Genomic DNA, 22,409 nt, shown 5'->3' with positions numbered 1-22,409 from the left:
CCACCCCCCCCCCCCCCCACCCCCACCACCCCGGGCCCGCCGTATAATGAATCAGAACAGAGGTTTGCCTTACGCCCGGAAGGAAGAAAATGCGAGCGGGGAAAGACCTCTGAAACAATGTGGAGGTTTTAATTATGAGACTGGATATGATTTCCCGCCGCCGTTTCCTCAAGAGCGCTGGTGTTGCGGCTCTGGCTGTTGCCGCAGCAGGTGTGCTGGCAGGCTGTGATGGCGGCAGCAATAGCGGCAGCGGCAATGTTACCCCTGCTCCTGTTCCCGGTGCAACGGAGGATGTTAACATCGTTTTCTTTGATGATGAAACCAGCGACATCATTGGTGAGGGCATCCTGAAGAATGTCCTGAAGACGGCAGACCATGTTAACACCAACGATATTCCGGAGGACCAGTTCCCGGAGGGCTACCATGTGGCAAAGCCTAAGGATCTGGAGATCCGCATTAAGGATGACAAGAAGTATATCTATGTGTTTGTGACCGATGTTACCTATACCGACATCAGTAAAAAGGTCGAGATTACTCTGCATGATATGAGCAACTATGGTGCAGTGATCAAGACCACCGCGACCATCAACAAGGATGCAACCACTGTTATGCCGAAGGAAATCGAGCTGCCGGAGGGCTATGAGTTCTATCCGGAATCCAACTACAAGATGGATGAGGGATATAGTCTGAATATGGAGTTTATGGTTCAGAAGATCAGCGGCTAAATATTTTTGGTATTCTTCCATACAATATCTACAGAGGCTTCCCCTTCGAGGGGAGGCCTTTTTGCGTCCCGCGAGTTATGATTCACAAACCGTTCATTGTGTTTTGGCGGGCAGGATGATACAATAGAGAAAAATCCAGAAAACGCAAAGGAGCAAGACCATGAAACAATATCCCGGCTATACCCTCGTCAAGCGCGAGGAGTGCCCCGAACAGCACGGGACGCTGACTGTGCTGACCCACGACGTCAGCGGGGCGGCTGTCCTGCTGGTGGAGAATGAAGACGACAACAAGGCCTTCGGCATCGGATTCGGCACCTTTCCCTCCGACGATACCGGCGTGTTCCACATCCTCGAGCACTCGGTGCTGGCGGGCAGCGAGAAATACCCGGTGAAGTCGCCGTTTTTGCAGCTGCTCAAGAGCAGCATGGCCTCCTTCCTGAATGCCATGACCTTCCCGGACAAGACGGTCTACCCCTTCGCAACGCCCAACGAGACGGATTTCAAGAACCTGATGGACGTCTACCTCAACGCGGTGTTCTGCCCGCTGGCGATGGTGGACCGGGGCGTGTTCGAGCAGGAGGGCTGGCACCGGGACGAGGACGGCACGGTGAGCGGCGTCGTCTACAACGAGATGCAGGGCGCACTGGCGACGCCGGATGCCCAGCTGCAGAACGCCCTGAGCCGGGCGATGTTCCCGGACACGGCCTACGGCTTCGTCTCCGGAGGCGACCCGGCCTCCATCCCGGCGCTGACCTATGAGAAGTATGTCCGGGTCTACCGCCGTCATTACAGTGCGGACAACTGCTGCATCACCCTCTACGGTAAGATGGACATGGCCGAGAAGCTGGACTTCCTCGATGAGCAGTATCTGAGCCATATGCCCAAGAGTGTCAGCCGCCCCCGGCTGACGGTACAGGACGAGCAGGCCGGTGTGCGGCTGCACATCCCCTACTACACCGAAAAGCCCGAGCCGGACGAGGCACAGTGCGCGCTGGCGTGGTACACCGGCGCGTTCGCGGACCGGGAGCGCCAGCTGGGTGTGGAGATCCTGCTGGACGCCCTGCTGGGCAACAACCAGTCGCCCCTGAAAGCCGCCCTGCTGGAAGAGAAGCTGGGAGCGGACATTGATGTGGGCTTCGACGACAGCACCTTGCAGCCGACGCTGGAGCTGGTGCTGCGGGGGGCCACCGAGGCGTCGGCAGGGAAATTCGCTGCCGCTGTCCGGAATGCTGTGGACGGCATCCTCGAAAAGGGCATCCCCGAAGAGCTGCTGATGGCAAGCCTCAACTCCACCGAGTTCGCTTCCCTTGAGCGTCCGGGCAGCATCCCGGACGGTGTGCTGGACGCCATCCATGCATCCACCGGCTGGCTCCACACCGGTGACCCGGCCCTGCTGCTGCATACCAACGGGCTGTTCGCCTCGCTGCGGGAGAAGCTGGAAAAGGGGTGGTTCAACGAGCTGCTGCGGGAGCTGTTCGCGCCCGCGCCGGTGGAGGTCATCCAAGTGCCCGCCCTGCCCAAGAAGGAGGAAGAGGGCCGGGCCGCCCGCACCGACGGCAAGCTGGTGCTGGACCATCCGTTGACCGCTGCCGACCTCGGCGAGGGCAAGAAACTGACCCCGGGCCGGGGCGGGATGCTGGCCGGGGCTGAGCTGCTGCATCACCCTTCGGCGGGCAGCACCTACCTGAACTTCTACTACGACATCGGCAATGCAGCGCCGGAGGAGATGCCCTATCTGAACCTGCTGACCGATGTGGTGGACGAGCTGGACACCGGGAAGCACACGGCACAGGAGCTGAACACCCTGCGGAACACATGGCTGGGCCGCAGCGGTGCATGGGTGGACGGCTGGACCGGCCGCCAGCCGGGCCGACCGGTCCATGCAAAGCTGGTGGCAGGGATGAGCCTGCTGGAACGCAGCCTCGAAAAGGCTGTGGAGCTGGGCGGCGAGTGGCTGTATGAAACGAAGCTCACCGGCCCGCAGGCGGAAGCCGCGATGGAGCGGGTGGTCAGCCAGCAGAAGCTGATGATGGAGCAGAGATTCCTGCGGGAGGGCCATGCCTTTGCGTCGATGCGTGCGGCGACCCACTTCTCGGTGGAGGCCGCCATGAACGAGCGGTGCAGCGGCGTGAGCTACTACCACTTCCTCTGCGGGCTGCAGGAAGAAGCCGACTGGGCCGGACTGGGCCGGAGGCTGGAAGCGCTGCGGGAGAAGGTGCTGGGCGGGAATGCCCTGACGGTCAGCCTCCACGGCAGCGATGCAGCACTGGACACCCTGAAAAAGCTGCTGCCCGGCAGTGCTTTTGCGGCCGGAGAGCGCCGCGCAGCGGTGCCCTACACCGAGGAACTGACGGCACCGGTGAACGAGGCCTTCGTCATCGACGGCGGCGTGAACTATGACGTGCTGGCATGGCCGATGGAGCGGCGCTTGGAGCGGAAGGTTCTGGCCCGAGTGATGAGCTACGAGTATCTGTGGCACAGCATCCGGGAGGTGGGCGGCGCTTACGGCACCGGCATGGTGACCCAGAACGACGATGTGGAGTACCTCTACACCTACCGTGACCCCCATCTGGCGGAGAGCTACGAGGCCTTCGCCGCCGGGCCGGCAGAGCTGGCGGGGCGCGATTACACCGAAAACGATATGAACGAATTCATTGTGGGCGCTGCGGCCAAGCTGGACACCCCGCGCAAGCCCCGGGACGAGGCTGCGGCCACCGACTGCAAGTATTTCTGCGGCATCACCGACGAGATGAACGCCGCCGAGCGGAAGAGCCTGTGCAGTGTGGATGCTGCCGCCCTCAAGGCTGAGGCGGCGGACCTGTCTGTCCGGATGGAGAAGGGCGTTCGGGTGGCGTTCGGCAGCAAGGAGGCCGTGGAAGCCGCGAAAGCGCTGTTCGACCGGGTGGAAACACTGTAAAAGAAAACGGAGCACCTCCCGGAGACTTTGCGCAGAAAATCGTGCAAAAATCCCCTGTCTGTGGAAAAGAACACAGGCAGGGGATTTTTCTTACCTGAAAATATTACTATAGGGATAAAACGCCACGAAAGATACAAAGGTAAATCAAAAAGTATGTACTCCTGCGGAGGGAAAAAGCGTGGTATCCTTTTGCCAACGAAAGAACGAAAGGATGTGAGAACACAGGATGGGGCAGGAAAAGCAGGAGGCGTCCAATGGGATGAAAAATCTTCAGAAGGCCGCAGACACCCTGAGCACCATGCTGGTGCAGGAGATCAAGGGCCTGAACGTCCGCCAGCGTGCGGCCCGGAAGGAAAAAAGCACCGACACTGGCCTCATGAAGGATCTCAAGGAGGCCACCGCCGTGCTGAAAGACCTGACAGGCGTGACGAAGACCCTGAACGACCAAGAAATGGAGGAAGAAGGGCGGGAATGCGGCGTGGTGCTGCTGCCGCCGGTGGAAGAGGCATGATGGAAGAAAACAAGGAGCGGAACATCGTCTGGAAGCCCCAGCCGAGGCAGCTGGAATTCATGCGGCGGCCTGAGCCGGAGGCGCTTTACGGCGGCGCGGCAGGCGGTGGAAAGAGCGACGCCCTCGTCATCGAGGCACTGCGGCAGGTGCACATCCCCCACTACCGGGCGCTCATCCTCCGCAAGACCTACCCGCAGCTGTCCGACCTCGTGGACAAGAGCCAGCGCTACTATCTCCGGGCTTTCCCGGAGGCGCAGTACAACGCCACGAGTCATGTGTGGGTCTTCCCCAGCGGGGCGAAGATCTACTTCGGCTCGATGCAGCACACGAAAGACCGGACGAACTATCAGGGTAAGGCCTTCGACTTCATCGGCTTCGATGAGCTGACCCACTTCGAGTGGGAGGAGTACAGCTATATGATGAGCCGCAACCGTCCCACCGGCCCCGGCACACGGGTGTACCTGCGGGCCACCACCAACCCCGGCGGAGTGGGCCACGGCTGGGTCAAGGCGAGGTTCATCACTCCCGCCCCGCCCGGAACCCCCATTGAGGAGGAGTGCACGGTGCAGATGCCGGACGGTACGGAAAAGATGCTCCGGCGGGCGAGGGTGTTCATCCCGTCCAGCGTCTTTGACAACCCCGCCCTGCTGAAAAACGACCCGGGCTATCTGGCCAGCCTCGCAGCCATGCCGGAGGCGGAAAAGCAGGCGCTGCTCTATGGCAGCTGGGACAGCTTTTCCGGACAGGTGTTCACCGAGTGGCGGAACGACCCGAAGCATTACGAGGACCAGCGCTGGACTCATGTCATCGCGCCCTTTGCCATCCCGAAGCACTGGAAAATCTACCGGGGGTATGACTTCGGCTATTCGAAGCCGTTCTCGGTGGGGTGGTACGCGGCGGACGAGGAAGGGCGGCTCTACCGCATCAAGGAGCTTTACGGCTGCACGGGCCGACCCGACGAGGGAACGCACCTCGACCCGGTGGAACAGGCCCGGCGCATCCGGGAGGCCGAGCAGAACGACCCGATGCTCCGGGGGCGGGTGATCACAGGCATCGCCGACCCGGCCATCTTCGACCAGAGCCGGGGCGAGAGCGTCGCGGATATGCAGGAGAAAAGCCCGAACTTCCTGCATTGGAGGCCCGGCGACCACACCCGTCTGGCGGGCAAGATGCAGTTCCACTACCGGCTGCATTTCGACGAGGAGGGCAGGCCGATGCTGCAGGTGTTCCATACCTGCAAACACTTCATCCGCACCATCCCGAACCTCGTGTACGACGAGAGCAATGTGGAGGACATCGACACCCGGCAGGAGGATCATATCTACGACGAGTGCCGCTATGTGCTGATGGAGAACCCCATCTCGCCGCCCCGGCAGATCGCCGAGCCGAGGGTGCGGGATGACCCGCTGGAGCTGCATGGGAGGGCGAGGGTGTATCGGATCTGAGAGGTTGACTTCGAGCAAAGCCCGCCAGCGGCAGAAACGGAAGTGCCCTGCGACAGAGGGCAGAAAGGAGTTACATTGGACGAGATGAGAGAAAAGCTGCCCATCGGGCCGGAGGAGGTGGGCGAGGCGGCACAGATCTTGCAGCGGTACAAGGCAGGCAAGGCGGCGCTGGACAAGCGCCTGGTGGATAACGAGCTGTGGTTCAGGATGGGGCACTGGAAGAACTACCAGAACCCCATGATGGAGGGCAAGCCCCAGCCGTCCAGCGGGTGGCTGTTCAACTCCATCGCCAACAAGCACGCCGACGCGATGGACAACTACCCCAGCCCCAACGTCCTGCCCCGGGCCGAGGACGATGAGGCTGCGGCACAGGCGCTTTCCAGCGTTTTGCCCGTAGTGCTGGAACAGGCTGACTACGAGCAGGTGTACAGCGACACATGGTGGCGCAAGCTCAAGCAGGGCACCGGCGTCAAGGGGGTGTTCTGGGACCCGGAGCAGCGGGGCGGCGTGGGCGAGATCAGCATCCGGCCCATGAACCTGCTGATGCTCTACTGGGAGCCGGGCGTGGACGACATTCAGGCGTCGCCCCATTTCTTCTCGCTGAGTCTGGAGGACTCGAACCAGCTGGAAGAGCGCTGGCCTCAGCTGGCAGGGCACACCGCCAGCGTCCTCGATGTGCCCCGCTACATCCACGACGGCGGCCTCGACACCAGCAGCAAGAGCGTCGTGGTGGACTGGTACTACAAAAAGCTCTCGCCGGAGGGCCGGAGCGTGCTGCACTACTGCAAGTTCTGCAACGGCATGGTGCTCTACGCCAGCGAGAACGACCCGGCACTGGCCGAACGGGGATTCTACGACCACGGCAGGTATCCTTTTGTGTTCGACCCGCTGTTCATGGAGGAGGACAGCCCGGCTGGCTTCGGGTACATCGACGTGATGAAGGAATGCCAGACCGCCATCGACCGGATGAACCACGCCATGGACGAGAACGTCCTGCTCTCGGCCCGGCAGCGGTATGTCCTGAGCGACACAGCAGGGGTCAACGAGGAGGAGCTGACCGACCTGTCCCGAGACATCATCCATGTGGCGGGGCGGCTGAACGACGACAGCTTCCGGCCGATGCAGACGGCGGGACTGCAGGGCAACAGCCTGAGCTACCGCAACAGCCGCATCGAGGAGCTGAAGGAGATCAGCGGCAACCGCGATATGACGCAGGGCGGCACTGCCGGAGGCGTCACGGCGGCTTCGGCCATCGCTGCTTTGCAGGAGGCGGGCAGCAAGCTCAGCCGGGATATGCTCAAGAGCGCTTACCGGGCATTTGCCAAGGAGTGCTACCTCATCATCGAGCTGATGCGGCAGTTCTACGACGAGGAGCGCATCTTCCGCATCACGGGAAAGGGCGGCGAGAGCGAGTTTGTCCGGTTTTCGGGCGAGGTGCTCCGCGCCCGGCCGGCGAAGGTCGTGGGCGGTGTGGAGCTGGGCAGCCGTGAGCCGGTGTTCGACATCGTGGTGAGCGCGGAGAAGAAGTCCACCTTCAGCCGTCTTTCCCAGAATGAGACGGCCAAGGAGTGCTATCAGCTGGGCTTTTTTGCCCCGGCCAACGCCGATGCGGCGCTGGCGGCACTGGAAATGATGGACTTCGAGGGCATTGAGAAGGTGCGCCAGCGGGTGCGGCAGAACGGCACCCTCGCCCGGCAGCTGGCACAGATGCAGGCCCAGATGGCCCGGCTGACGGGCCTGCTGGAAGCGCAGGAACAGCCTGCCCCGCCCAAGCTGAGCGGCCCGGCGGAGGAACTGAGCATGGCGGCGATGGCGAGGGCGATGAAGATGCAGAAAGGAGAAATGAGATGATAAAAGTGAACTATACCGAGCTGGACGGCCCGGCAGGCCCCACCTGCCGGTTGGAGGCCTCGGGCCACGCGGGCTATGCCCCCGCCGGGCAGGACATCGTGTGTGCGGGAGCAAGCACCCTGATGCAGACCCTCTGCGCCCTGCTGGCGGGCGAGGAGGGCACCAAGAGCGGCGCATGGGACGAGCCGGATGGCCCGCGTCTGGCGGTGACGGCGGCTACGCCCCAGAAGCCGTGGGTGGAGGGGGCCTTCGAATTCGCCAAGGCAGGCTTTGCCCTGCTGGCAGAGCGCTACCCGGACCATGTCCGCTTTGCCGACCTGAGCGGCCGGGGCGAACAGTCGATGGTGGACTTGCAGATGTTTGCCTCGGAGAGCGGCGATGCCGCCTCCTCGGCCCCCGCCCTCAGCCACGCACAGGCCCAGCAGGCCATCGCCTCCGGCACCATGAGGGCCGACGAGGGCAGCGGGGAAACTCCGGAGGTGCCGGCGCAGACTGCACCGGAAAAGCCGGAAGAGCCGCCTGCACCGCAGGAACGTCCTGCGCCGCTCCCGCCTGTCCCGGGCCTGCAGGCGGGAGAGAATGCCGTCCGTGCCCTCCACGCCCGCTGGGCCGCAGAGGAGGCGATGATCCGCCGGGACGTCCCGGGCTTCTCGCTCCGGCAGGAGCTTACGAACCCCGAAATGCGCCGTCTGATGGAGCTGCCCGGGATGCGGATGGGGGATGCCTACCGTCTGGCCCATTACAGTGATGCGCTGCAGCAGACCGCCCGGACTGTGGAGCAGGGCGTCGTGGAGCGCATCCGCCAGCGCTCGGCCCGCCCGGCGGAGAACGGCACCAGCCCCAGCGGCGCAGCCGTCACCCGCGCCGATGTGGCCAGCATGACCCGCGCCCAGCGCGAGGCGCTGGAACGCCGTGCGATGCACGGAGTGAAGATCAGTTTCTGAAGAAAACCTCTCCGATGCAGGAGGGGTCAAAAAGCAAGGAAAAGAAAGGACAAATGACATGAAAAACGACAACGTGAAGATGGATCTCCAGCTCTTTGCCGACGCTTCTGCAAGCCTGCAGAACACCACCGGCACCATGACCAAGGAAATGAAGACCTTCTACGAAAAGCGCCTCATCGATCAGGCCGAGCCGCGTCTGGTGCACGATCAGTTCGCGGACTACTACCCCGTGCCCCAGAACGGCGGCAAGACCATCGAGTTCCGCAAGTACGACAGCCTGCCCAAGGCCGACACCCCGCTGACCGAGGGCGTGACCCCCAACGGTCAGGCCCTGAACGTCACCACCATCACCAGCGATCTCCACCAGTATGGCGGCTGGACCCCGCTGACCGATGTTTTGCAGATGACCGCCATCGACAACAATGTGGTGCAGGCCACCCGTGTGCTGGCCAGTCAGGCCGGCCGCACCATGGACAGCATCACCCGCGATGTGCTGGCCGGCGGCACCAATGTCATCTATGCGCCGAAGCTGGGGGAGGACGGCACCGAGACGGCTGTCACCAGCCGCAAAGCGCTGGATAAGAGCTGCACCCTGACCCCGAAGCTGTTCTTTCAGGCGGCGGCGCAGCTGGGCGCGATGAATGCTGACCCCATCGGCGACAGCTACATCGCCATCATCCACCCCTATGCGGCCTACGACCTCAAGACCTGCAAGGAGTTCATCGAGGCCCACAAGTACGCCGACCCCGAGACCATGTACCGCGGCGAGATCGGCAAGCTGGGCAACATCCGCTTTATCGAGACCAGCGAGGCGAAGATCTGGAAGGACGGCACCTGCCCGACGGGTCTGGCCGTGTTCGGCACTCTGGTGCTGGGCGCTCACGCCTACGGTGTCACCGAGCTGGAAGGCGGCGGTCTGGAGCACATCGTCAAGCAACTGGGCTACGGCGACGACCCGCTGAACCAGCGCGCTTCCGTGGGCTGGAAGGGGATGCGTGCGGCGGAACGTCTGGTGGAACAGTATATGGTGCGTATTGAGAGCGTGTCCAGTTACTCGGGTACTGCGGCGGCGAATTAAGCCCTCTCAGTCACCTGCAGTGACAGCTCTCCCAAAAGGGGCAACGATTTCGACCGCCGCCAGCGGCGGAAACAGGGAGAAATTGTTGGGGCAGCGGCCAGCAGGATGCAAGCAACAGCGAAGCAGACGCTGGGAGCCGCAACCCGGGTGCGAAGCACCCATTGGCAAGCCGGGCAGCTCTGCGCTGGACGAGAAAGGCCCGGTAAAAAACAGAAAGGGCGGGCCTCGCTTACAAGGGCAGGCCCGTGGGAAGGAGAAAGCCATGGAAGAAAAGAAGAATGTCCGCATCCGGCTGTTCAAGGACAACAGCCGCTACAAGGGCGACCTGTTCGTCAGCGTCAACGGCGTGAACTACAAGATCCGCCGGGGCGTGGAGGTGGAGGTGCCGCCTGAGGTGGCTGAGGTGCTGGAGCACAGCCAGCAGCAGGATGAGTACACCGCCGCCCGCATCGCTGCAGCAGAGACTGCGGCCCAGTAAGAGAAACGCGGCCCGGCAGAAACGGCAGAGAAAGGCCGCCGCTGCCGGGCTTTTTTGGAAAAAGCGAAAGGAGGCTTTTTATGACGGTAGGAGAAGCGATGGAGCGGGCTGAGGAGCTGCGCCCGGGCAGCCGTGTCGCGGCCCGGACCCGGCAGCGGTGGCTGTGCGAGGTGGACGGGATGCTGCGGGAGCGGTTCTTCCGCCCCAGCGGTGCCGACAGCCGGGAGGGCGTGGGGGCAGACCTCGCGTGGGACGATGGCCTGCGGGACGACGATGTGCTGCTGGTGCCGCCGCCCTTTGACAGTCTGTACCCCCACTACCTGTGCGCCATGACCGACGCCGCGCTGGGAGAGAACGACCGCTACGCCGGGGAGCAGGCTCAATACAACAGCATTCTGGCCGAGCTGGCCGGGTGGCTGCGGCGGAACTGCCGGCCCGCACGGGGCAGTAGGTGGCGCTGGTGAAGGAGGGATGACAGATGATCCTTGCGAACCGGAACGGCCTGAAGAACACCCGGAATATGCTGCGGGTGTTCGGCGGGCTGAACGAGACGTACAGCTGCACCGAGGCGGAGTACAGCGCAGGCATCAACTTTTCGGCCCGGAACTTCCCGGCCCTGAGCACCCGTCTGCCCCGCCGGAAGCTGCGGGAGACGGCAGAGCTGAACGGGATGTATCACCTGAACGGCCTGCTGATGGTCTGCGGCACCCGCCTCATCTACACCCCGGACGACCCCGACGAGCTGGAAGTGACCCTAGAGAACGCGGTGGAGGACGGAAAAAAGACGCTGGTGGGCATCGGAACAAAAATTCTGATCTTCCCGGACAAGCTGGCCTTCGACACCGTCAGCCGGGAGGTGAGCGCACTGGGGGCGGTGTGGTCGGGGGCGAACGCCAGCGTGGAGTTTGCACCCTGCGATGCCGAGGGCAGGGTCTACGAGGTGAGCGGCAGCGGCCCTTCGGAGCCGGAAAATCCGAAGGATGGGCAGCTCTTCCTCCGGGTGGAGGACCCGGAGAAGCCATGGAGCAGCGAGAGCACGCTGGAGGTTTACAGCGAGGCGTCGGGCAACTGGTCGGCGGTGGTGCTGGACTGCTGCCGCATTTCGGCCAAGGGCGTCGGCGCAAATTTTCGGGCCGAGGACACCGTAGCCCTCAGCGGCTCGGGCGCAGAGCAGGCCGGGCAGTGGAGCGGGCTGGACGGCGACCGCATCGTCTGCGACGCCAGCGAGGACGCCCTGCGGGTCAAGGCCGACCCCGGCGGCGAGTGGTTCTATGGCCGTCTGACCCGCACCGGCGCAGCGGTGCGGTGGGTGAGTCTGGACGGCAGCGTCAGACGGGAGTTCGTCTCGGCGGAGATGGTGAGGCTGGAGCGCCGGGTGCCGGACATGGACTATCTGACCGAGTGCGACAACCGGATATGGGGCTGTTCCAGCAAGGAGAACGTCATCTACGCCTGCAAGCTGGGCGACCCGTCCAACTGGTTCTCCTACCGGGGCATCGCCGCCGACAGCTATGCTGTGACCGTGGGCAGCGACGGGGCGTTCACCGGCGCGGCCACCTGCATGGGATATGCACTTTTCTTCAAGGAGAATACCCTCCACAAGCTCTATGGCTCCAAGCCCTCGGATTTCCAGCTGAGCAGTCTGCGCTGCCGGGGCGTGGCAAAGGGCGCGGCCCGGAGCCTCTGCGTCATCAACGAGACGCTCTACTATCTCTCGCCCGACGGCGTGATGGCGTGGGATGGAAGCATCCCCACCAAGGTCTCGACGGCCCTCGACCCGGCCCGGCTGCGGAACGTGAAGTCAGCTCTGGGCGGTGCGCTGGACGGGCGGTATTACCTGCATCTCGTGCGGGGCAGCGGCGAAGCCCAGACCGTCCGGCTGCTGGTCTACGACACCGAGCGGGGCTTGTGGCAGGAGGAGGACGTCTGCTCCTACGAGATGACCGGCAGCGGCGGACAGCTCTACCTCTGGGATGGCAAGGCGGTCTGGGCGGCGGATGCGGAGCGGGAGGAGAACTGGCAGCGGGCCGACGGCCTCGAAGAGGGGGTGCGGTTCGAGCTGGTCAGCGGGGACATCGGGCTGGACCGCCCGGAAGAACAGTATCTTTCCCGGCTGACCCTTCGGCTCGAGGCCGAGGCGAAGAGCCGCTTCGAGCTGGCGGTGAGCTATGACGGCGGGGCGTGGGAGACACTGGCCCAGAGGACGGCCGACGGGCGGCGCTGCTTCGACATCCCCTTCGTGCCCCGGCGGTGCGGGAGCCTGCGGCTGCGGCTGAAGGGCCGGGGGCAGATCACCCTGCGCAGCCTGACCCGGACGAGCGCCGCCGCGAGAGGCGGTATTCTGGCACAGGAGGTGAACTGATATGGCAAGTGTCACAGGGCTTTCGAAGATCGGCCTGCCCCATCTGAGCGAGAACATGGATGCGGAGGATGCCCGTGCCATCCGCAACTACTTATACCAGATGCAGGAGCAGCTGCAATATGTGCTCTGCAATCTGGACGTGGAAAATATGTCGGAATCGCTGCGCACCCGGCTGAACAGCATCCAGTGAGAAAGGAGAAGCTATGAGTACCGAGAAGAAGAAAGAACAGCAGCTTTTGGAGGAGCTGAGTGCCCAGCCTGCGGCCCGGTCTTCCTACAGCACGGCAGGCCTGAGCAGCCGCAGGGAGGTGGAGAATGCGCTGGCAAAGGCGGAGTACAGCCCCAGCCAGAGTGTGACCGACGCGGCGGCCGACTTGAAGAACTGGCAGCAGAACCGTCCGGGCCAGTACGAGAGCGCCTATCAGGGCCGGATCGAAGACCTCATCGGTCAGCTGCTGGGGCGGGACAGCTTCCAGTACAGCTATGCACAGGACCCGCTCTACCGCCAGTATGCCCGACAGTACACCCAGAACGCCCGCAATGCCAGCGCAGATGCCGCCGCACAGGCAGCGGCCCTGACCGGCGGCTACGGTTCGAGCTACGCGGTCAGCGCGGCGCAGCAGGCGTATCAGCAGCAGATGGGTGCCCTGAACGACGCTCTGCCCTCCCTCTACCGGCTGGCGCTGGACACCTACAACAGCGAAGGTGACGATGTCGTGACCCGCATCGACCAGCTCAATGCGCAGGAACAGAACGCACAGGCGCGGTATAATGCGGAGCTGTCGGACTACTATAGTCAGCTCGACCGGAAGGGCAGCGCCTACAACGCCGCCTATGAGCAGGACTATGGCCGCTATCAGGACTATCTGGGTCGGCTGGACACCCTCTACGGCTATTACTCCGCGCAGGAACAGCAGGCGCGTGCCAAACGTCAGCAGGCATTCAGCAATGTGCTGAGTGTTCTGGGCGTCATCGGCGACGCGGTGCAGCTGGCCATCACCGGCACCACCGGCATCGGCTCGCTGGTGGGCAGTCTGGCGAATACCGGCTACAATATGTATGCCAAGGACCGCGCCTATGAGGCCGAGCGTGCTGATGCTGCGTGGAGCCAGCAGATGCAGGAGAACCAGCGGCAGGACAGTCTGGCCCAGCAGAAGTACAAGAACGAGCTGGCCGAGCGGCAGTATCAGGACGCCCTGCGTCAGCAGGAGTTCAACAACAATGTCACCAGCGAGAAGCTGAACATTGCCAAGGGAGAGTGGGCGCTCAAGCAGTCCAAGGCGGCCCAGAGCGCCCAGCAGGCCGCGGCAAATGCCGGGGCAAAGAGTGCGGGCGTCTCGGGCGGGGAGCCGGTGCTGACTTTGGGCGGCACGGTCGTGCCCTACAGCGCCGCACGCCTCTATCGTCAGGGCAGGAGCGACACGGCCATCCGGAGCGAGCTGCTGAAGGAGGGCTACTCTAACGAAGAGATCCAGAATATCCTGAAGCAGCTGGGAAGCTGAGAAAACGAAAAAAGGCCGCAGCCCAGAACACGGAAGGGTGTTCTGGGCTGCGGCCTTGATCTGGTTTGGGATGTTCTGGAGCTGTTTATAAAGTGGAGGAGGAAAGCGGCCTACGAGTTGCGGCACCCGGCATCCGCTGCACGGGACGCCCCACGGAGCTACCACAGTAGACATTCCTACAGATTGGAACCCGCGGGCTAAGCGACAGCCCACTGGGCTGATCGCTTACCTCGCCTGCGGCGAGGCCGCCCTGTTCTCGTCCCACTGTGCACCTAAAAGAAAAAGTCCGCTGCATTGCAGCGGACTTTTTAGTGGGGTGCCCAGTGGGACTCGAACCCACGGTCTCCAGATCCACAATCTGGCGCGTTAACCGACTACGCTATGGGCACCACATCAATGCGCCCGAAGGGACTCGAACCCCCGGCCCACTGCTTAGAAGGCAGTTGCTCTATCCACCTGAGCTACGGGCGCACGTTGTTATCCCATTGGGTTCTGATATGGTTCGCAGCTGTGAGTCGAAGCACGCTGCGAGAAATATAATACCATAGCCCCGGGGTTCTGTCAAGGGAAAATCAAAACTTTTTTGCACTTTCTTCAAAAACTGCCTCACAGCAGCCACATCCCTGCGAAGCCGAAGGCCAGCCCGAAGGCTGCGCCGACCAGCACATCCCGGATGAAATGCACCCCGGACAGCACCCGCAGCAGACAGATGAGGGCGGCGATGGCCAGCATCCCGACGCCGACGGCGGGGTAGAAGTAGAGCCACACCATCCCAAGGACGGCGGCGCTCAGAGCGTGGCGGGAGGGGCAGGAATTGCCGCGGGTGCTCTTCGGGACGAGGGGGACAAAGCCCGGCTGCTCATAAGGGCGGGGAAAGTTGAGTCTGGCCCGCAGGAGGGTGCCCATCCAGAACGCCAGCCCCGGCACAAGGATGGCCCGGGCGATGACCTGCATAAAATCAAGAGCGCCGCCGCCCCGCCCGGCGCGGAGCATCGCAAACCACCGGAGGTTGAGCAGCAGAAGGAGCGCCGGATAGCAGACGAAGGGCACGAGGGGGAGCCAGCGGTTGAGCAGGATGATGCCCTCCCGGAGGGCGGGATGCCCCTCGAGCCAGTCGGTCAGCTTCTTGTATCGTTCCGGTGTCATGGTGCTTCCTCCCTGAGAAGATCAGTCAAAGCAGGTGTTGAGGTAGTTTTCCACATCAAAAGGCTCAGGCGTGGAGTCCTTGCGCAGGTAGAGGGGGTGATGGGGGTGGCCCTTCTTGCTGCGGGGGCCGAAGGTCACCCACGGGATGTCGCGCTCCCGTGTCAGGGCCACCATCTCCCGCATCAGGCCGGGCAGATAGGCCCGCTTTTCGATGAGGGTGCCCCATGCAGCCCACATGGTGGGCTCGGTCTGGGCCAGCACGGCCCGCAGCCAGCGGAGGTTCTCGTCGCAGAGGGCGCGGTCGGGGGTCTTGTCCATATCGTTGGGGTTCGTGGCCCGCTGGGGGTAGACGTTGAACATGATCCAGCTGTCGAAGCCGTTGGCACTGGCCAGACGCTCCACGCTCTTCAGGGTGGGGTCCAGCGCGCCGGGCTGGGCGGTGCTGGGGTTGATGCCGATGCAGACCAGCGGGCGGCGGCCCACCCGGCCCAGCACATAGCGGTAAGGCTGGTAGGTGTGCGGCTCGTAGTACCAGATGCCGCCGGGGTATTCGCCGGCTTCCAGCCGGGGGAGAGTGTCACAAAGCATAGATTACCTCGCAAAAAATGGATGTTTCCTTTATCGTACCTTAAAATTTGCGGGAAAGCAACACCTTGCGGCGAGAAAGTCTCCCATATTTTTGATTTTCATGCTATACTAATCCTGTGAAGCTATCCCTCTTCATTTGCTGAAAAAGCAGAAGGAGTTTTATCTATGATGGAAGATTACCGCAGCGCCCTGCGTGCAGGCCAGCGTGCCTACCGGGCCAGTGTGGCCCGGGGCCAGTCGCCCTATCTCGCGGTGCTGGACGAGATCATTGCCGACGCAGACATCGTGGCGCAGGAGCCTCTGGGGCTGGTGGATATCCCGGCCGAGAGCATCGTGGGCACCAAGACCGCCGGACGCCACACCGCCTTTGCCTCCAACTTTATGCCCCTCCTCGAGGACGACACCGAGTTTGCCGTCAAGTGGTCGAACCTCTGTGAAGCCCATCTGGAAGAGGGCATCCATACCCCCATCATTGCCTTCGAGTACATGAACCGATTCTATGTACAGGAGGGCAACAAGCGGGTCTCTGTCCTCAAGTATTATGAGGCCGTCAAGATCCCCGGCACCGTCACCCGGCTCATCCCGGCCAGAAACGACACGCTGGAAAACAAGCTCTACTATGAGTTCCTTGATTTCTATAAGCTCTCCCGCATCAACAACGTCAGCTTCTCCCGGCTGGGCGGCTATGCGAAATTGCAGACGCTGGCCTGCAAGGCCACGGGTGAGGCGTGGACGGAGGACGACCGGCTGAATTTCTCGGCCCTCTACACCATGTTCAGCCAGCAGTTCTATGCGCTGGGCGGCGGCTCGCTGGGGCTGACGCCGGGAGATGCTCTGCTGGTGTATCTGTCGGTGTACCGCTATGCCGACGCCTGCCAGTCCACCCCCACGAAGGTGCGGGAGAATCTGGCCCGGCTCTGGGACGAGGTGAAGATCCTTGCCGAACCCCACGCCGTGGAGCTGCTGCTGGAGCCGAAGCGCAGCGCGGAGCCGCTGCTGAGCAAGCTGAACATCTTCAGCTCCCGGCCCAGCGAACTGCGGGTGGTCTTCCTCCACGAGCACAACGCCCAGACCAGTGCGTGGGTGCGTGGACAGGACAAGGGCCGTGCTGCGCTGGTGAAGGCGTTCCCCGACAAGCTCTTCGTCAGCTGCCGGGAGAACATCAACCCCGAGGTGGATGCCGAGCAGGTGCTGGAAGAGGTGGCCCACGACCATGCGGACATCGTCTTTACCACCAGCTCCCGGATGCACACCGCCTGTCTGAAGGTGGCGGCCCAGCACCCCAAGACCCGCTTCCTCAACTGCTCCCTCAACGCACCCCATCCGCTGGTGCGCACCTACTACCCCCGCACCTACGAGGTGACGTATCTGCTGGGGATGCTGGCAGGCATCGTTTCCCGCAGCGACCGGGTGGGCTATGTGGCCGCGAACCCGGTGTACGGCGTACCGGCGGCCATCAACGCCTTTGCACAGGGCGTGCGGGCTGTCCGGCCCGAGAGCCGGGTGGTGCTGCGGTGGGCCTGTCTGTCGGATGAGAGCCATCCGCAGGACTTCTCCGACCGGAAGGACATCGAGGTCTTCTACAGTCAGGACTTCCGGGAGCCGGAAGGGACCTACCGGGATTACGGACTCTGCCGCCGCCTGCCCGACGGCGTATTGCAGCCGCTGGGCCTGCCGGAGTGGCGGTGGGATGTCTTTTTCACCGAGATCGTCCGGTCGGTGTTTGCCGGGACGTGGGACAGTGCCCCCGGCGGCAGGGCCATCAACTACTGGTGGGGCCTCAAGAGCGGGGCCGAGCGGGTGGAGTACCCCATCCGGCTGGGCAGCGGCACGGTGCAGCTGCTCAGGATGGCCGAGCGTCAGCTCTGCGAGGGAGAACTTCAGGTCTTCCCCACCGAGAGCTACAGCCAGAGCCATGTCCTCCACCATGCGGCTTCCGGCATCTATACGCCCAAGGAGCTGATGGAGATGGACTGGCTGGACGAGTGCGTGGAGGGCGAGCTGCCCAGCTACGACGCACTGGACGCCAAGACCCGGGGACTTCTGGACATCAACGGTCTGGACATCGTGAAAGGGACGCCGCAGTAACAGGCGATGCCTCAAGGATAGAAAAGAATGGAGCAAAGCAGCGTGAAAATACTTGCGATCTCGGATGTCCCGTCCGAACTGCTCTGGGACGAGAGCGCCCGCAGGCGGCTGGAGGGCATCGACCTCATCCTCTCCTGCGGCGACCTGCCGAAAAAATATCTGGAATATCTTACAAACTTTACCGCCGCCCCCATCCTGTACGTCCACGGCAACCACGACGGCAGCTACAAAGGGGCAGAACCCGGAGGCTGCATCTGTGTGGACGATGCAGTCTATGTCTGGAAAGGCCTGCGCATCATGGGGCTGGGCGGATGCAGCCGGTACAATAAGGAAGACACCTTCCAGTACACAGAGGGCGAGATGCGGCGGCGTGCCCGGCGGCTCTGGCTGGCGGCCCGGCGGGCCGGGGGAGTTGACATCCTGCTGACCCACGCCCCTGCCAGCGGACTCAACGACGGCACCGACCGGGCGCACAAGGGCTTTCAGGTGTTCAACGACCTGATGGACCTGTATCAGCCCAAATGGTTCATCCATGGGCATATGCACCTGAATTATGGGGCGAATCTGCCCCGGGTCTGCACCCGGGGCGGCACCACCGTCATCAACGCCACCGAGCGGTATGAGTTCGAGATCCCCGACCCGGTGCAGATACCGAAGCGGAAGCTCTTCGGGAGAGAGTGAGGAGACAAAACAATGGAGACAGAACGCGCATTGCAGCAGCTGGAATTGCTGCAGAAAAAATTGTACGCCTATCACTGTGCAGACAGCTCCCTCTATCTGGATGCTGTGACCACCGCGCCCAGCGGCACCGCCGAGGGCCGGGGCGTGGCCATGAGCATTCTGGCCGGTGAGAGCCAGAAGCTGATGACCTGCCCGGAGACGAAGGCACTGCTGGACGAGCTGAGCGCCCGCGCCGACGAGCTTGACCTTGTCCACCGCCGGGAGGTGGAAGAACTTCGCCGCAGCTGTGAGCAGCTGACCCGCATCCCGGCCGAGGAATATATGGCCTATAAGGAGCTGTGCAACCGGGCGGACGATGTCTGGCACAAGGCCAAGGCGCAGGACGATTTTGCCCTGTTCTGCCCGGTCTTACAGGAGCTGGTGGACTACAACCGCCGCTTCGCCGGGTATTATGACGCCTCGAAGGCTCCCTATGACGCTCTGCTGAACGAGTACGAGCGCGGCGTGGATATGGAGAAGCTGGACCGCTTTTTTGAGACGCTGCGGGACGGGCTTGTGCCGCTCATCCGGAGGATCGGCGAAAGGCCGCAGATCGACGACAGTTTCCTGCATCAGGAGTACCCGGCGGCGCAGCAGAAAGCCTTTGCCGACTATCTGATGGAGGTGATGGGACTCGACCGCCGTCACTGTGGTCTGGGCGAGACCGAGCACCCCTTCACGCTGGAATTCAACAACAAGGACGTCCGCATCACCACCAACTACGACGAGCACAATGTGGCGTCCTCCATGTACTCCGTCCTCCATGAGGGCGGCCACGCCCTGTATGAGCTGGGCATCCGGGACGATCTGCAATATACCTGCCTCGCGGGCGGCGTCTCCATGGGCGTCCACGAGAGCCAGTCCCGGTTCTACGAGAACCTCATCGGCCGGTCGCGGCCCTTTGTGGAGGCGGTCTATCCCAAGATGCAGGCGTTCTTCCCCCGGCAGCTGGACGGCGTCAGCGCGGAGCAGTTCTACCGCGCGGTCAACAAAGCCCAGCCCAGTCTTATCCGCATCGAGGCCGACGAGCTGACCTACTGCCTCCACGTCATGGTGCGGTATGAGATCGAAAAGCAGCTCATCGGCGGCACGCTGGAAGCCAGAGATGTGCCTGCCGTCTGGGCGAAGCTCTACAAGGAGTATCTGGGCGTTGAGGTGCCCAATGACCGGGATGGCTGCTTACAGGACAGCCACTGGTCGGGCGGCTCCTTCGGCTATTTCCCGTCCTATGCGCTGGGCAGTGCCTACGGTGCCCAGATGCTGCGACAGATGGAGCAGGATGTGGATGTCTGGGGAGCGGCTGCGCGGGGCGACCTTGCGCCCATCACCGGCTGGCTGCGGGAAAAAGTCCACCAGTACGGCGGGCTGATGGAGCCTGCCGATGTGGTGAAGAACGCCTGCGGAGACTTCAGCCCCGAGGATTATATCCAGTATCTCACCCGGAAGTACACTGAGCTGTACGGCTTATAAAAACAGGAAAAGGCGTCTGCACAAACGGATGTGCAGACGCCTTTTTTGCAGTGGAAAGCATCACAGCTCCAGCTTGCCGGAGACCTTGTTGATGACATAGTAGGCAGCGCCCTCTTCGGGCTTGACGTAGACCTTGCAGGACTGGACGCCCACCTTGTGGGTGGTGCGGTAGTCGGCCTTGGCGCGCTCGACGACATCGGTGATGTTGTACTGACTGGTGCCGAATTCAACGTAGACCTCCGGGGTGAGCGGGGGGCGGCCGCGGCGCTGTGCGGTATCGGAAGCCTTGCGCTTCTTCGGCTCTGCCGCAGGAGTTTCGGGAGCAGCGGCCGCTGCGGGGACAGCAGACTTTTTCTCAGACATAGCGTATACCTTCTTTCCTGTATTCCTCTGCAAATGGAAAACGTGGATGATTTCCGGGCCGGAAGCGGTTGCTTGGTCTGCCCGGCCATTTTCTGAATGTGCCAACGATTCAGGGCACTATACCTATATAATAGTTATTTCTTTGACGTTTGTAAAGTGTTTTTTGGAAAAATCATCCGCTTTGCCCGGTCAAATGGGGGCCAAATTCCGACAAAACGAGGAAGATACAGAAGGAAAAAAGAAACTGGCGGGATTTGTGCGAGTCTCGAAGGGCTATCCGGAAGAACAGCGGCGGGAAAAAGCAGAAATTTGCCGAGTTGCAAGCTGCATCTTGATTTTAGGCGAAGAATCCGCTATAATATCTATGTTATCCATACAACAGAATGCGCCGGTGTGTCGGAATGGCAGACGAGGGGGACTCAAAATCCGCTTCGTGATTTTTCATGTCCGTGCAAGAAATCCACGAGTATTCGTTGAATTTTGAAAGTTTGTCGAAGCAGGATTTCTTACATCCCTCCTGAACATCCCTCCAATCTTCAGAAACCGGTACGAATGTCTCAAAAATGAATATAAGCCGATGTGGCGGAATGGCAGACGCAAACGACTCAAAATCGTTCGGGAAACCATGTGGGTTCGAGTCCCACCATCGGCATTCCATCATAAAACAGCTTAGAATCGAAAGATTTTGGGCTGTTTTTCTTTTTCTGCTCAGTTTTTTATACTTTGGTGTTTTCTGGGAAGATATTGACGATTGCATTCGCCGAGGACACCTTACTGGAGAAATCCAGATGTGTATAAATGTTGCTTGTTGTGCTGATGTCACTGTGACCGAGCCACTCCTGAATCTCCTTCAGGCTCACGCCATTGGCATAGAGCAGACTGGCACAACTATGGCGCAGATCGTGAAAGCGGATACGCTTCATCTGGTGTGCTACCAGAAAATCTGGGAAATGCTGGCTCAGGAAATCGGGTCGAATCCGCTTTCCAATCGGGTCTACATAGATATAGTCAAGATAATCGTTGCAATAGCTTTTGCCGCAGACCTTCCGATTCTGCTCCTGCTCCTTTTTCATTTTATTGAGCATCTGCTCACAGGCAGGGATTAGGGGAAGTGTCCGGCAGCTCGACTTTGTTTTTGTCTTATCTCGTGCGATTTCCGTTACCGTTCCGTTGACCTTTGCGGTCACAACCGTATGCTGAATGCTGATTTTCTTGTTCTCAAAGTCAATGGCATCCCATTTCAAACCAACAATTTCACTGCGCCGCAGCCCGTAGAATGCAGCCATGATGACGCCAAACTCCGAAGGGTCACCTTGAATCACCTTGAAAAGTTGCTCCAGTTCTTCACCACTGTAAATCTCCGACTTGAACTTTTCCTTACGAGGACGTTCAACGCGATCTGCCGGGTTGGAACGGATCATGCCGATTTGAAAAGCATACTGTAAGCATTTGCGGATGTTGGCGTGATAGTGAATGACGGTGTTTGCCGTAAGGCCACGATCCAACTCATGCTGGTAGAAGTCTTGGATGTATTTGGGATGCTGTTCCATATCCTGTAATGTATAGTGGAGCGGTTCAAAATATGGGACGATCTTGTGAATGATTGCTCTTTCATAGCTGGCATAGGTTGTGATTTCCACTCGTGACTTCATCATTTTCAACCAGTCCGTGATGAAGTCGGTGAAAAGTACCGGGGAGTTATCAAGGCAGGGGTCAACTTCTTTGATGGGGCTGACCTTCAGCCAATTATTGGCAACGGCATATTGCAGGGCATCGGTCAACTCCTTGTGCCAATCAAGAAGCTGCTGTACACTGGCCTCCTCCTGCTGACGCTCATAGCGGAAGAACGTTTCCAGATCGCGCGGAGCAAGAGCTTTCAGGGATAGCTGCTTCTTTTCAAAGTATGGCATGATGACTTTGCCCATATCATAAGCATACCTTCCATAAGTTTCGGGAGAAAGGCTCATTACACTTTCCCGAAGCCAGCGGGTGAAATACTCCGATACAGGGAGGTCACAGATCTGTTGCATCGTTTCCGGGTTGAATTCCTTTTGCGTCTGACGCAGCAGGGCTTCGGCCCGTTTTTTGTTTCCCTTGATGGGAAGCCCGGTGCTGATGGATTTAGTTCTGCGCTTTCCGTTTGTGTCCTTCCAGCTCAGAATCATCTGGTAAGTGCCGTTTTGCTCTCTCAAGTGTCCAGCTACATTTATCATAAATAGGC

Annotated in this window: 20 protein-coding genes and 3 tRNA genes; 17 read left to right on the top strand and 6 right to left on the bottom strand. The window is 61.3% G+C overall.

Annotation, left to right across the window (positions count from 1 at the left end; translation table 11 throughout):
• The first annotated feature begins 134 nt into the window (after nucleotides 1-134).
• The 12 genes from ACT8X9_RS07970 (at nucleotide 135) to ACT8X9_RS07915 (ending at nucleotide 13,813) form a co-directional block, all read left to right on the top strand.
• A complete protein-coding gene (locus tag ACT8X9_RS07970) occupies nucleotides 135-725 on the top strand; it encodes a twin-arginine translocation signal domain-containing protein (protein WP_444268645.1) in 591 nt (196 codons plus the stop codon).
• A 160-nt stretch (nucleotides 726-885) separates the two neighbouring features.
• Nucleotides 886-3,642 carry an insulinase family protein gene (locus tag ACT8X9_RS07965; protein WP_444268644.1) on the top strand — a complete coding sequence of 919 codons (2,757 nt, stop codon included), beginning with the start codon at nucleotides 886-888 and terminating at the stop codon, nucleotides 3,640-3,642.
• 259 nt (nucleotides 3,643-3,901) lie between these two features.
• The gene (locus ACT8X9_RS07960; protein ID WP_444268643.1) at nucleotides 3,902-4,153 is read left to right on the top strand and encodes a chemotaxis protein; all 252 of its coding nucleotides are present in this window, start codon (nucleotides 3,902-3,904) and stop codon (nucleotides 4,151-4,153) included.
• Complete coding sequence (locus ACT8X9_RS07955; RefSeq protein WP_444268642.1) at nucleotides 4,150-5,598, top strand: phage terminase large subunit; 1,449 nt, start codon at nucleotides 4,150-4,152, stop codon at nucleotides 5,596-5,598. The genes ACT8X9_RS07960 and ACT8X9_RS07955 overlap by 4 nt, the downstream gene beginning before the upstream one ends.
• Nucleotides 5,599-5,682: 84 nt before the next feature.
• The gene (locus tag ACT8X9_RS07950; protein ID WP_444268646.1) at nucleotides 5,683-7,449 is read left to right on the top strand and encodes a portal protein; all 1,767 of its coding nucleotides are present in this window, start codon (nucleotides 5,683-5,685) and stop codon (nucleotides 7,447-7,449) included.
• The gene (locus tag ACT8X9_RS07945; RefSeq protein ID WP_444268641.1) at nucleotides 7,446-8,393 is read left to right on the top strand and encodes a ribosomal-processing cysteine protease Prp; all 948 of its coding nucleotides are present in this window, start codon (nucleotides 7,446-7,448) and stop codon (nucleotides 8,391-8,393) included. Before ACT8X9_RS07950 ends, ACT8X9_RS07945 begins: the two co-directional genes overlap by 4 nt.
• Nucleotides 8,394-8,451: 58 nt before the next feature.
• Nucleotides 8,452-9,471 carry a N4-gp56 family major capsid protein gene (locus ACT8X9_RS07940; RefSeq protein ID WP_412589992.1) on the top strand — a complete coding sequence of 340 codons (1,020 nt, stop codon included), beginning with the start codon at nucleotides 8,452-8,454 and terminating at the stop codon, nucleotides 9,469-9,471.
• Between the two features lie 262 nt (nucleotides 9,472-9,733).
• Nucleotides 9,734-9,949 (top strand): hypothetical protein, encoded by a 216-nt coding sequence (locus ACT8X9_RS07935; RefSeq protein ID WP_227620432.1) that lies wholly within the window; start codon nucleotides 9,734-9,736, stop codon nucleotides 9,947-9,949.
• An 80-nt stretch (nucleotides 9,950-10,029) separates the two neighbouring features.
• The gene (locus ACT8X9_RS07930) at nucleotides 10,030-10,413 is read left to right on the top strand and encodes a hypothetical protein (RefSeq protein ID WP_444268640.1); all 384 of its coding nucleotides are present in this window, start codon (nucleotides 10,030-10,032) and stop codon (nucleotides 10,411-10,413) included.
• A gap of 14 nt (nucleotides 10,414-10,427) precedes the next feature.
• Nucleotides 10,428-12,311: a hypothetical protein gene (locus ACT8X9_RS07925; protein ID WP_444268639.1), complete on the top strand. Its 1,884-nt coding sequence runs from the start codon at nucleotides 10,428-10,430 to the stop codon at nucleotides 12,309-12,311.
• A 1-nt stretch (nucleotide 12,312) separates the two neighbouring features.
• Nucleotides 12,313-12,501 carry a hypothetical protein gene (locus ACT8X9_RS07920; protein ID WP_227620426.1) on the top strand — a complete coding sequence of 63 codons (189 nt, stop codon included), beginning with the start codon at nucleotides 12,313-12,315 and terminating at the stop codon, nucleotides 12,499-12,501.
• Between the two features lie 13 nt (nucleotides 12,502-12,514).
• Complete coding sequence (locus tag ACT8X9_RS07915; protein ID WP_444268638.1) at nucleotides 12,515-13,813, top strand: cell envelope biogenesis protein TolA; 1,299 nt, start codon at nucleotides 12,515-12,517, stop codon at nucleotides 13,811-13,813.
• A 312-nt stretch (nucleotides 13,814-14,125) separates the two neighbouring features.
• On the opposite strand, the gene ACT8X9_RS07910 is transcribed toward ACT8X9_RS07915, so the two are convergent.
• The 4 genes from ACT8X9_RS07910 to ACT8X9_RS07895 all read right to left on the bottom strand — a co-directional run bounded on the left by ACT8X9_RS07910 (nucleotide 14,126) and on the right by ACT8X9_RS07895 (nucleotide 15,547).
• Nucleotides 14,126-14,202, bottom strand: a tRNA-His gene (locus ACT8X9_RS07910).
• 8 nt (nucleotides 14,203-14,210) lie between these two features.
• Nucleotides 14,211-14,284, bottom strand: a tRNA-Arg gene (locus ACT8X9_RS07905).
• A 135-nt stretch (nucleotides 14,285-14,419) separates the two neighbouring features.
• Nucleotides 14,420-14,959, bottom strand: a complete 540-nt coding sequence (locus ACT8X9_RS07900; RefSeq protein WP_444268637.1) for a phosphatase PAP2 family protein — start codon at nucleotides 14,957-14,959, stop codon at nucleotides 14,420-14,422.
• Between the two features lie 21 nt (nucleotides 14,960-14,980).
• Nucleotides 14,981-15,547 (bottom strand): DUF1643 domain-containing protein, encoded by a 567-nt coding sequence (locus ACT8X9_RS07895; RefSeq protein ID WP_249233514.1) that lies wholly within the window; start codon nucleotides 15,545-15,547, stop codon nucleotides 14,981-14,983.
• Nucleotides 15,548-15,712: 165 nt separating this feature from the next.
• On the opposite strand from ACT8X9_RS07895, the gene ACT8X9_RS07890 reads away from it, so the two are divergent.
• Genes ACT8X9_RS07890 through ACT8X9_RS07880 form a run of 3 tightly spaced genes read left to right on the top strand, consistent with a single transcriptional unit; the run spans nucleotide 15,713 to nucleotide 19,825 of the window.
• Nucleotides 15,713-17,635: a BMP family ABC transporter substrate-binding protein gene (locus ACT8X9_RS07890; RefSeq protein ID WP_444268636.1), complete on the top strand. Its 1,923-nt coding sequence runs from the start codon at nucleotides 15,713-15,715 to the stop codon at nucleotides 17,633-17,635.
• 27 nt (nucleotides 17,636-17,662) lie between these two features.
• Entirely contained in the window at nucleotides 17,663-18,316 is a 654-nt protein-coding gene (locus ACT8X9_RS07885; protein ID WP_249233512.1) for a metallophosphoesterase family protein, read from the top strand.
• A gap of 12 nt (nucleotides 18,317-18,328) precedes the next feature.
• Entirely contained in the window at nucleotides 18,329-19,825 is a 1,497-nt protein-coding gene (locus ACT8X9_RS07880; protein ID WP_444268635.1) for a carboxypeptidase M32, read from the top strand.
• A 60-nt stretch (nucleotides 19,826-19,885) separates the two neighbouring features.
• On the opposite strand, the gene ACT8X9_RS07875 is transcribed toward ACT8X9_RS07880, so the two are convergent.
• Nucleotides 19,886-20,188, bottom strand: a complete 303-nt coding sequence (locus tag ACT8X9_RS07875; protein ID WP_227620413.1) for a DUF6465 family protein — start codon at nucleotides 20,186-20,188, stop codon at nucleotides 19,886-19,888.
• 46 nt (nucleotides 20,189-20,234) lie between these two features.
• On the opposite strand from ACT8X9_RS07875, the gene ACT8X9_RS07870 reads away from it, so the two are divergent.
• Both ACT8X9_RS07870 and ACT8X9_RS07865 read left to right on the top strand, forming a co-directional pair.
• On the top strand, nucleotides 20,235-20,672 hold the full coding sequence (locus ACT8X9_RS07870; protein ID WP_444268634.1) for a hypothetical protein: 438 nt from the start codon (nucleotides 20,235-20,237) through the stop codon (nucleotides 20,670-20,672).
• An 89-nt stretch (nucleotides 20,673-20,761) separates the two neighbouring features.
• A tRNA-Leu gene (locus tag ACT8X9_RS07865) sits at nucleotides 20,762-20,840 on the top strand.
• 64 nt (nucleotides 20,841-20,904) lie between these two features.
• On the opposite strand, the gene ACT8X9_RS07860 is transcribed toward ACT8X9_RS07865, so the two are convergent.
• Nucleotides 20,905-22,409, bottom strand: a 1,505-nt coding sequence (locus tag ACT8X9_RS07860; RefSeq protein ID WP_444268633.1) for a tyrosine-type recombinase/integrase, incomplete at its 5' end; no start/stop codon positions are given.

The organism is Faecalibacterium sp. (genome assembly GCF_052358865.1).
In the GTDB taxonomy this organism is placed as follows: domain Bacteria; phylum Bacillota; class Clostridia; order Oscillospirales; family Ruminococcaceae; genus Faecalibacterium; species Faecalibacterium butyricigenerans.
This window is presented reverse-complemented; position numbering and strand designations above follow the sequence as displayed.

Coding starts and splice junctions, on each gene's coding strand:
- ACT8X9_RS07970 (WP_444268645.1), top strand. CDS start 135: ATGAGACTGGATATGATTTCCCGCCGCCGTTTCCTCAAGAGCGCTGGT.
- ACT8X9_RS07965 (WP_444268644.1), top strand. CDS start 886: ATGAAACAATATCCCGGCTATACCCTCGTCAAGCGCGAGGAGTGCCCC.
- ACT8X9_RS07960 (WP_444268643.1), top strand. CDS start 3,902: ATGAAAAATCTTCAGAAGGCCGCAGACACCCTGAGCACCATGCTGGTG.
- ACT8X9_RS07955 (WP_444268642.1), top strand. CDS start 4,150: ATGATGGAAGAAAACAAGGAGCGGAACATCGTCTGGAAGCCCCAGCCG.
- ACT8X9_RS07950 (WP_444268646.1), top strand. CDS start 5,683: ATGAGAGAAAAGCTGCCCATCGGGCCGGAGGAGGTGGGCGAGGCGGCA.
- ACT8X9_RS07945 (WP_444268641.1), top strand. CDS start 7,446: ATGATAAAAGTGAACTATACCGAGCTGGACGGCCCGGCAGGCCCCACC.
- ACT8X9_RS07940 (WP_412589992.1), top strand. CDS start 8,452: ATGAAAAACGACAACGTGAAGATGGATCTCCAGCTCTTTGCCGACGCT.
- ACT8X9_RS07935 (WP_227620432.1), top strand. CDS start 9,734: ATGGAAGAAAAGAAGAATGTCCGCATCCGGCTGTTCAAGGACAACAGC.
- ACT8X9_RS07930 (WP_444268640.1), top strand. CDS start 10,030: ATGACGGTAGGAGAAGCGATGGAGCGGGCTGAGGAGCTGCGCCCGGGC.
- ACT8X9_RS07925 (WP_444268639.1), top strand. CDS start 10,428: ATGATCCTTGCGAACCGGAACGGCCTGAAGAACACCCGGAATATGCTG.
- ACT8X9_RS07920 (WP_227620426.1), top strand. CDS start 12,313: ATGGCAAGTGTCACAGGGCTTTCGAAGATCGGCCTGCCCCATCTGAGC.
- ACT8X9_RS07915 (WP_444268638.1), top strand. CDS start 12,515: ATGAGTACCGAGAAGAAGAAAGAACAGCAGCTTTTGGAGGAGCTGAGT.
- ACT8X9_RS07900 (WP_444268637.1), bottom strand. CDS start 14,959: ATGACACCGGAACGATACAAGAAGCTGACCGACTGGCTCGAGGGGCAT.
- ACT8X9_RS07895 (WP_249233514.1), bottom strand. CDS start 15,547: ATGCTTTGTGACACTCTCCCCCGGCTGGAAGCCGGCGAATACCCCGGC.
- ACT8X9_RS07890 (WP_444268636.1), top strand. CDS start 15,713: ATGATGGAAGATTACCGCAGCGCCCTGCGTGCAGGCCAGCGTGCCTAC.
- ACT8X9_RS07885 (WP_249233512.1), top strand. CDS start 17,663: ATGGAGCAAAGCAGCGTGAAAATACTTGCGATCTCGGATGTCCCGTCC.
- ACT8X9_RS07880 (WP_444268635.1), top strand. CDS start 18,329: ATGGAGACAGAACGCGCATTGCAGCAGCTGGAATTGCTGCAGAAAAAA.
- ACT8X9_RS07875 (WP_227620413.1), bottom strand. CDS start 20,188: ATGTCTGAGAAAAAGTCTGCTGTCCCCGCAGCGGCCGCTGCTCCCGAA.
- ACT8X9_RS07870 (WP_444268634.1), top strand. CDS start 20,235: ATGATTTCCGGGCCGGAAGCGGTTGCTTGGTCTGCCCGGCCATTTTCT.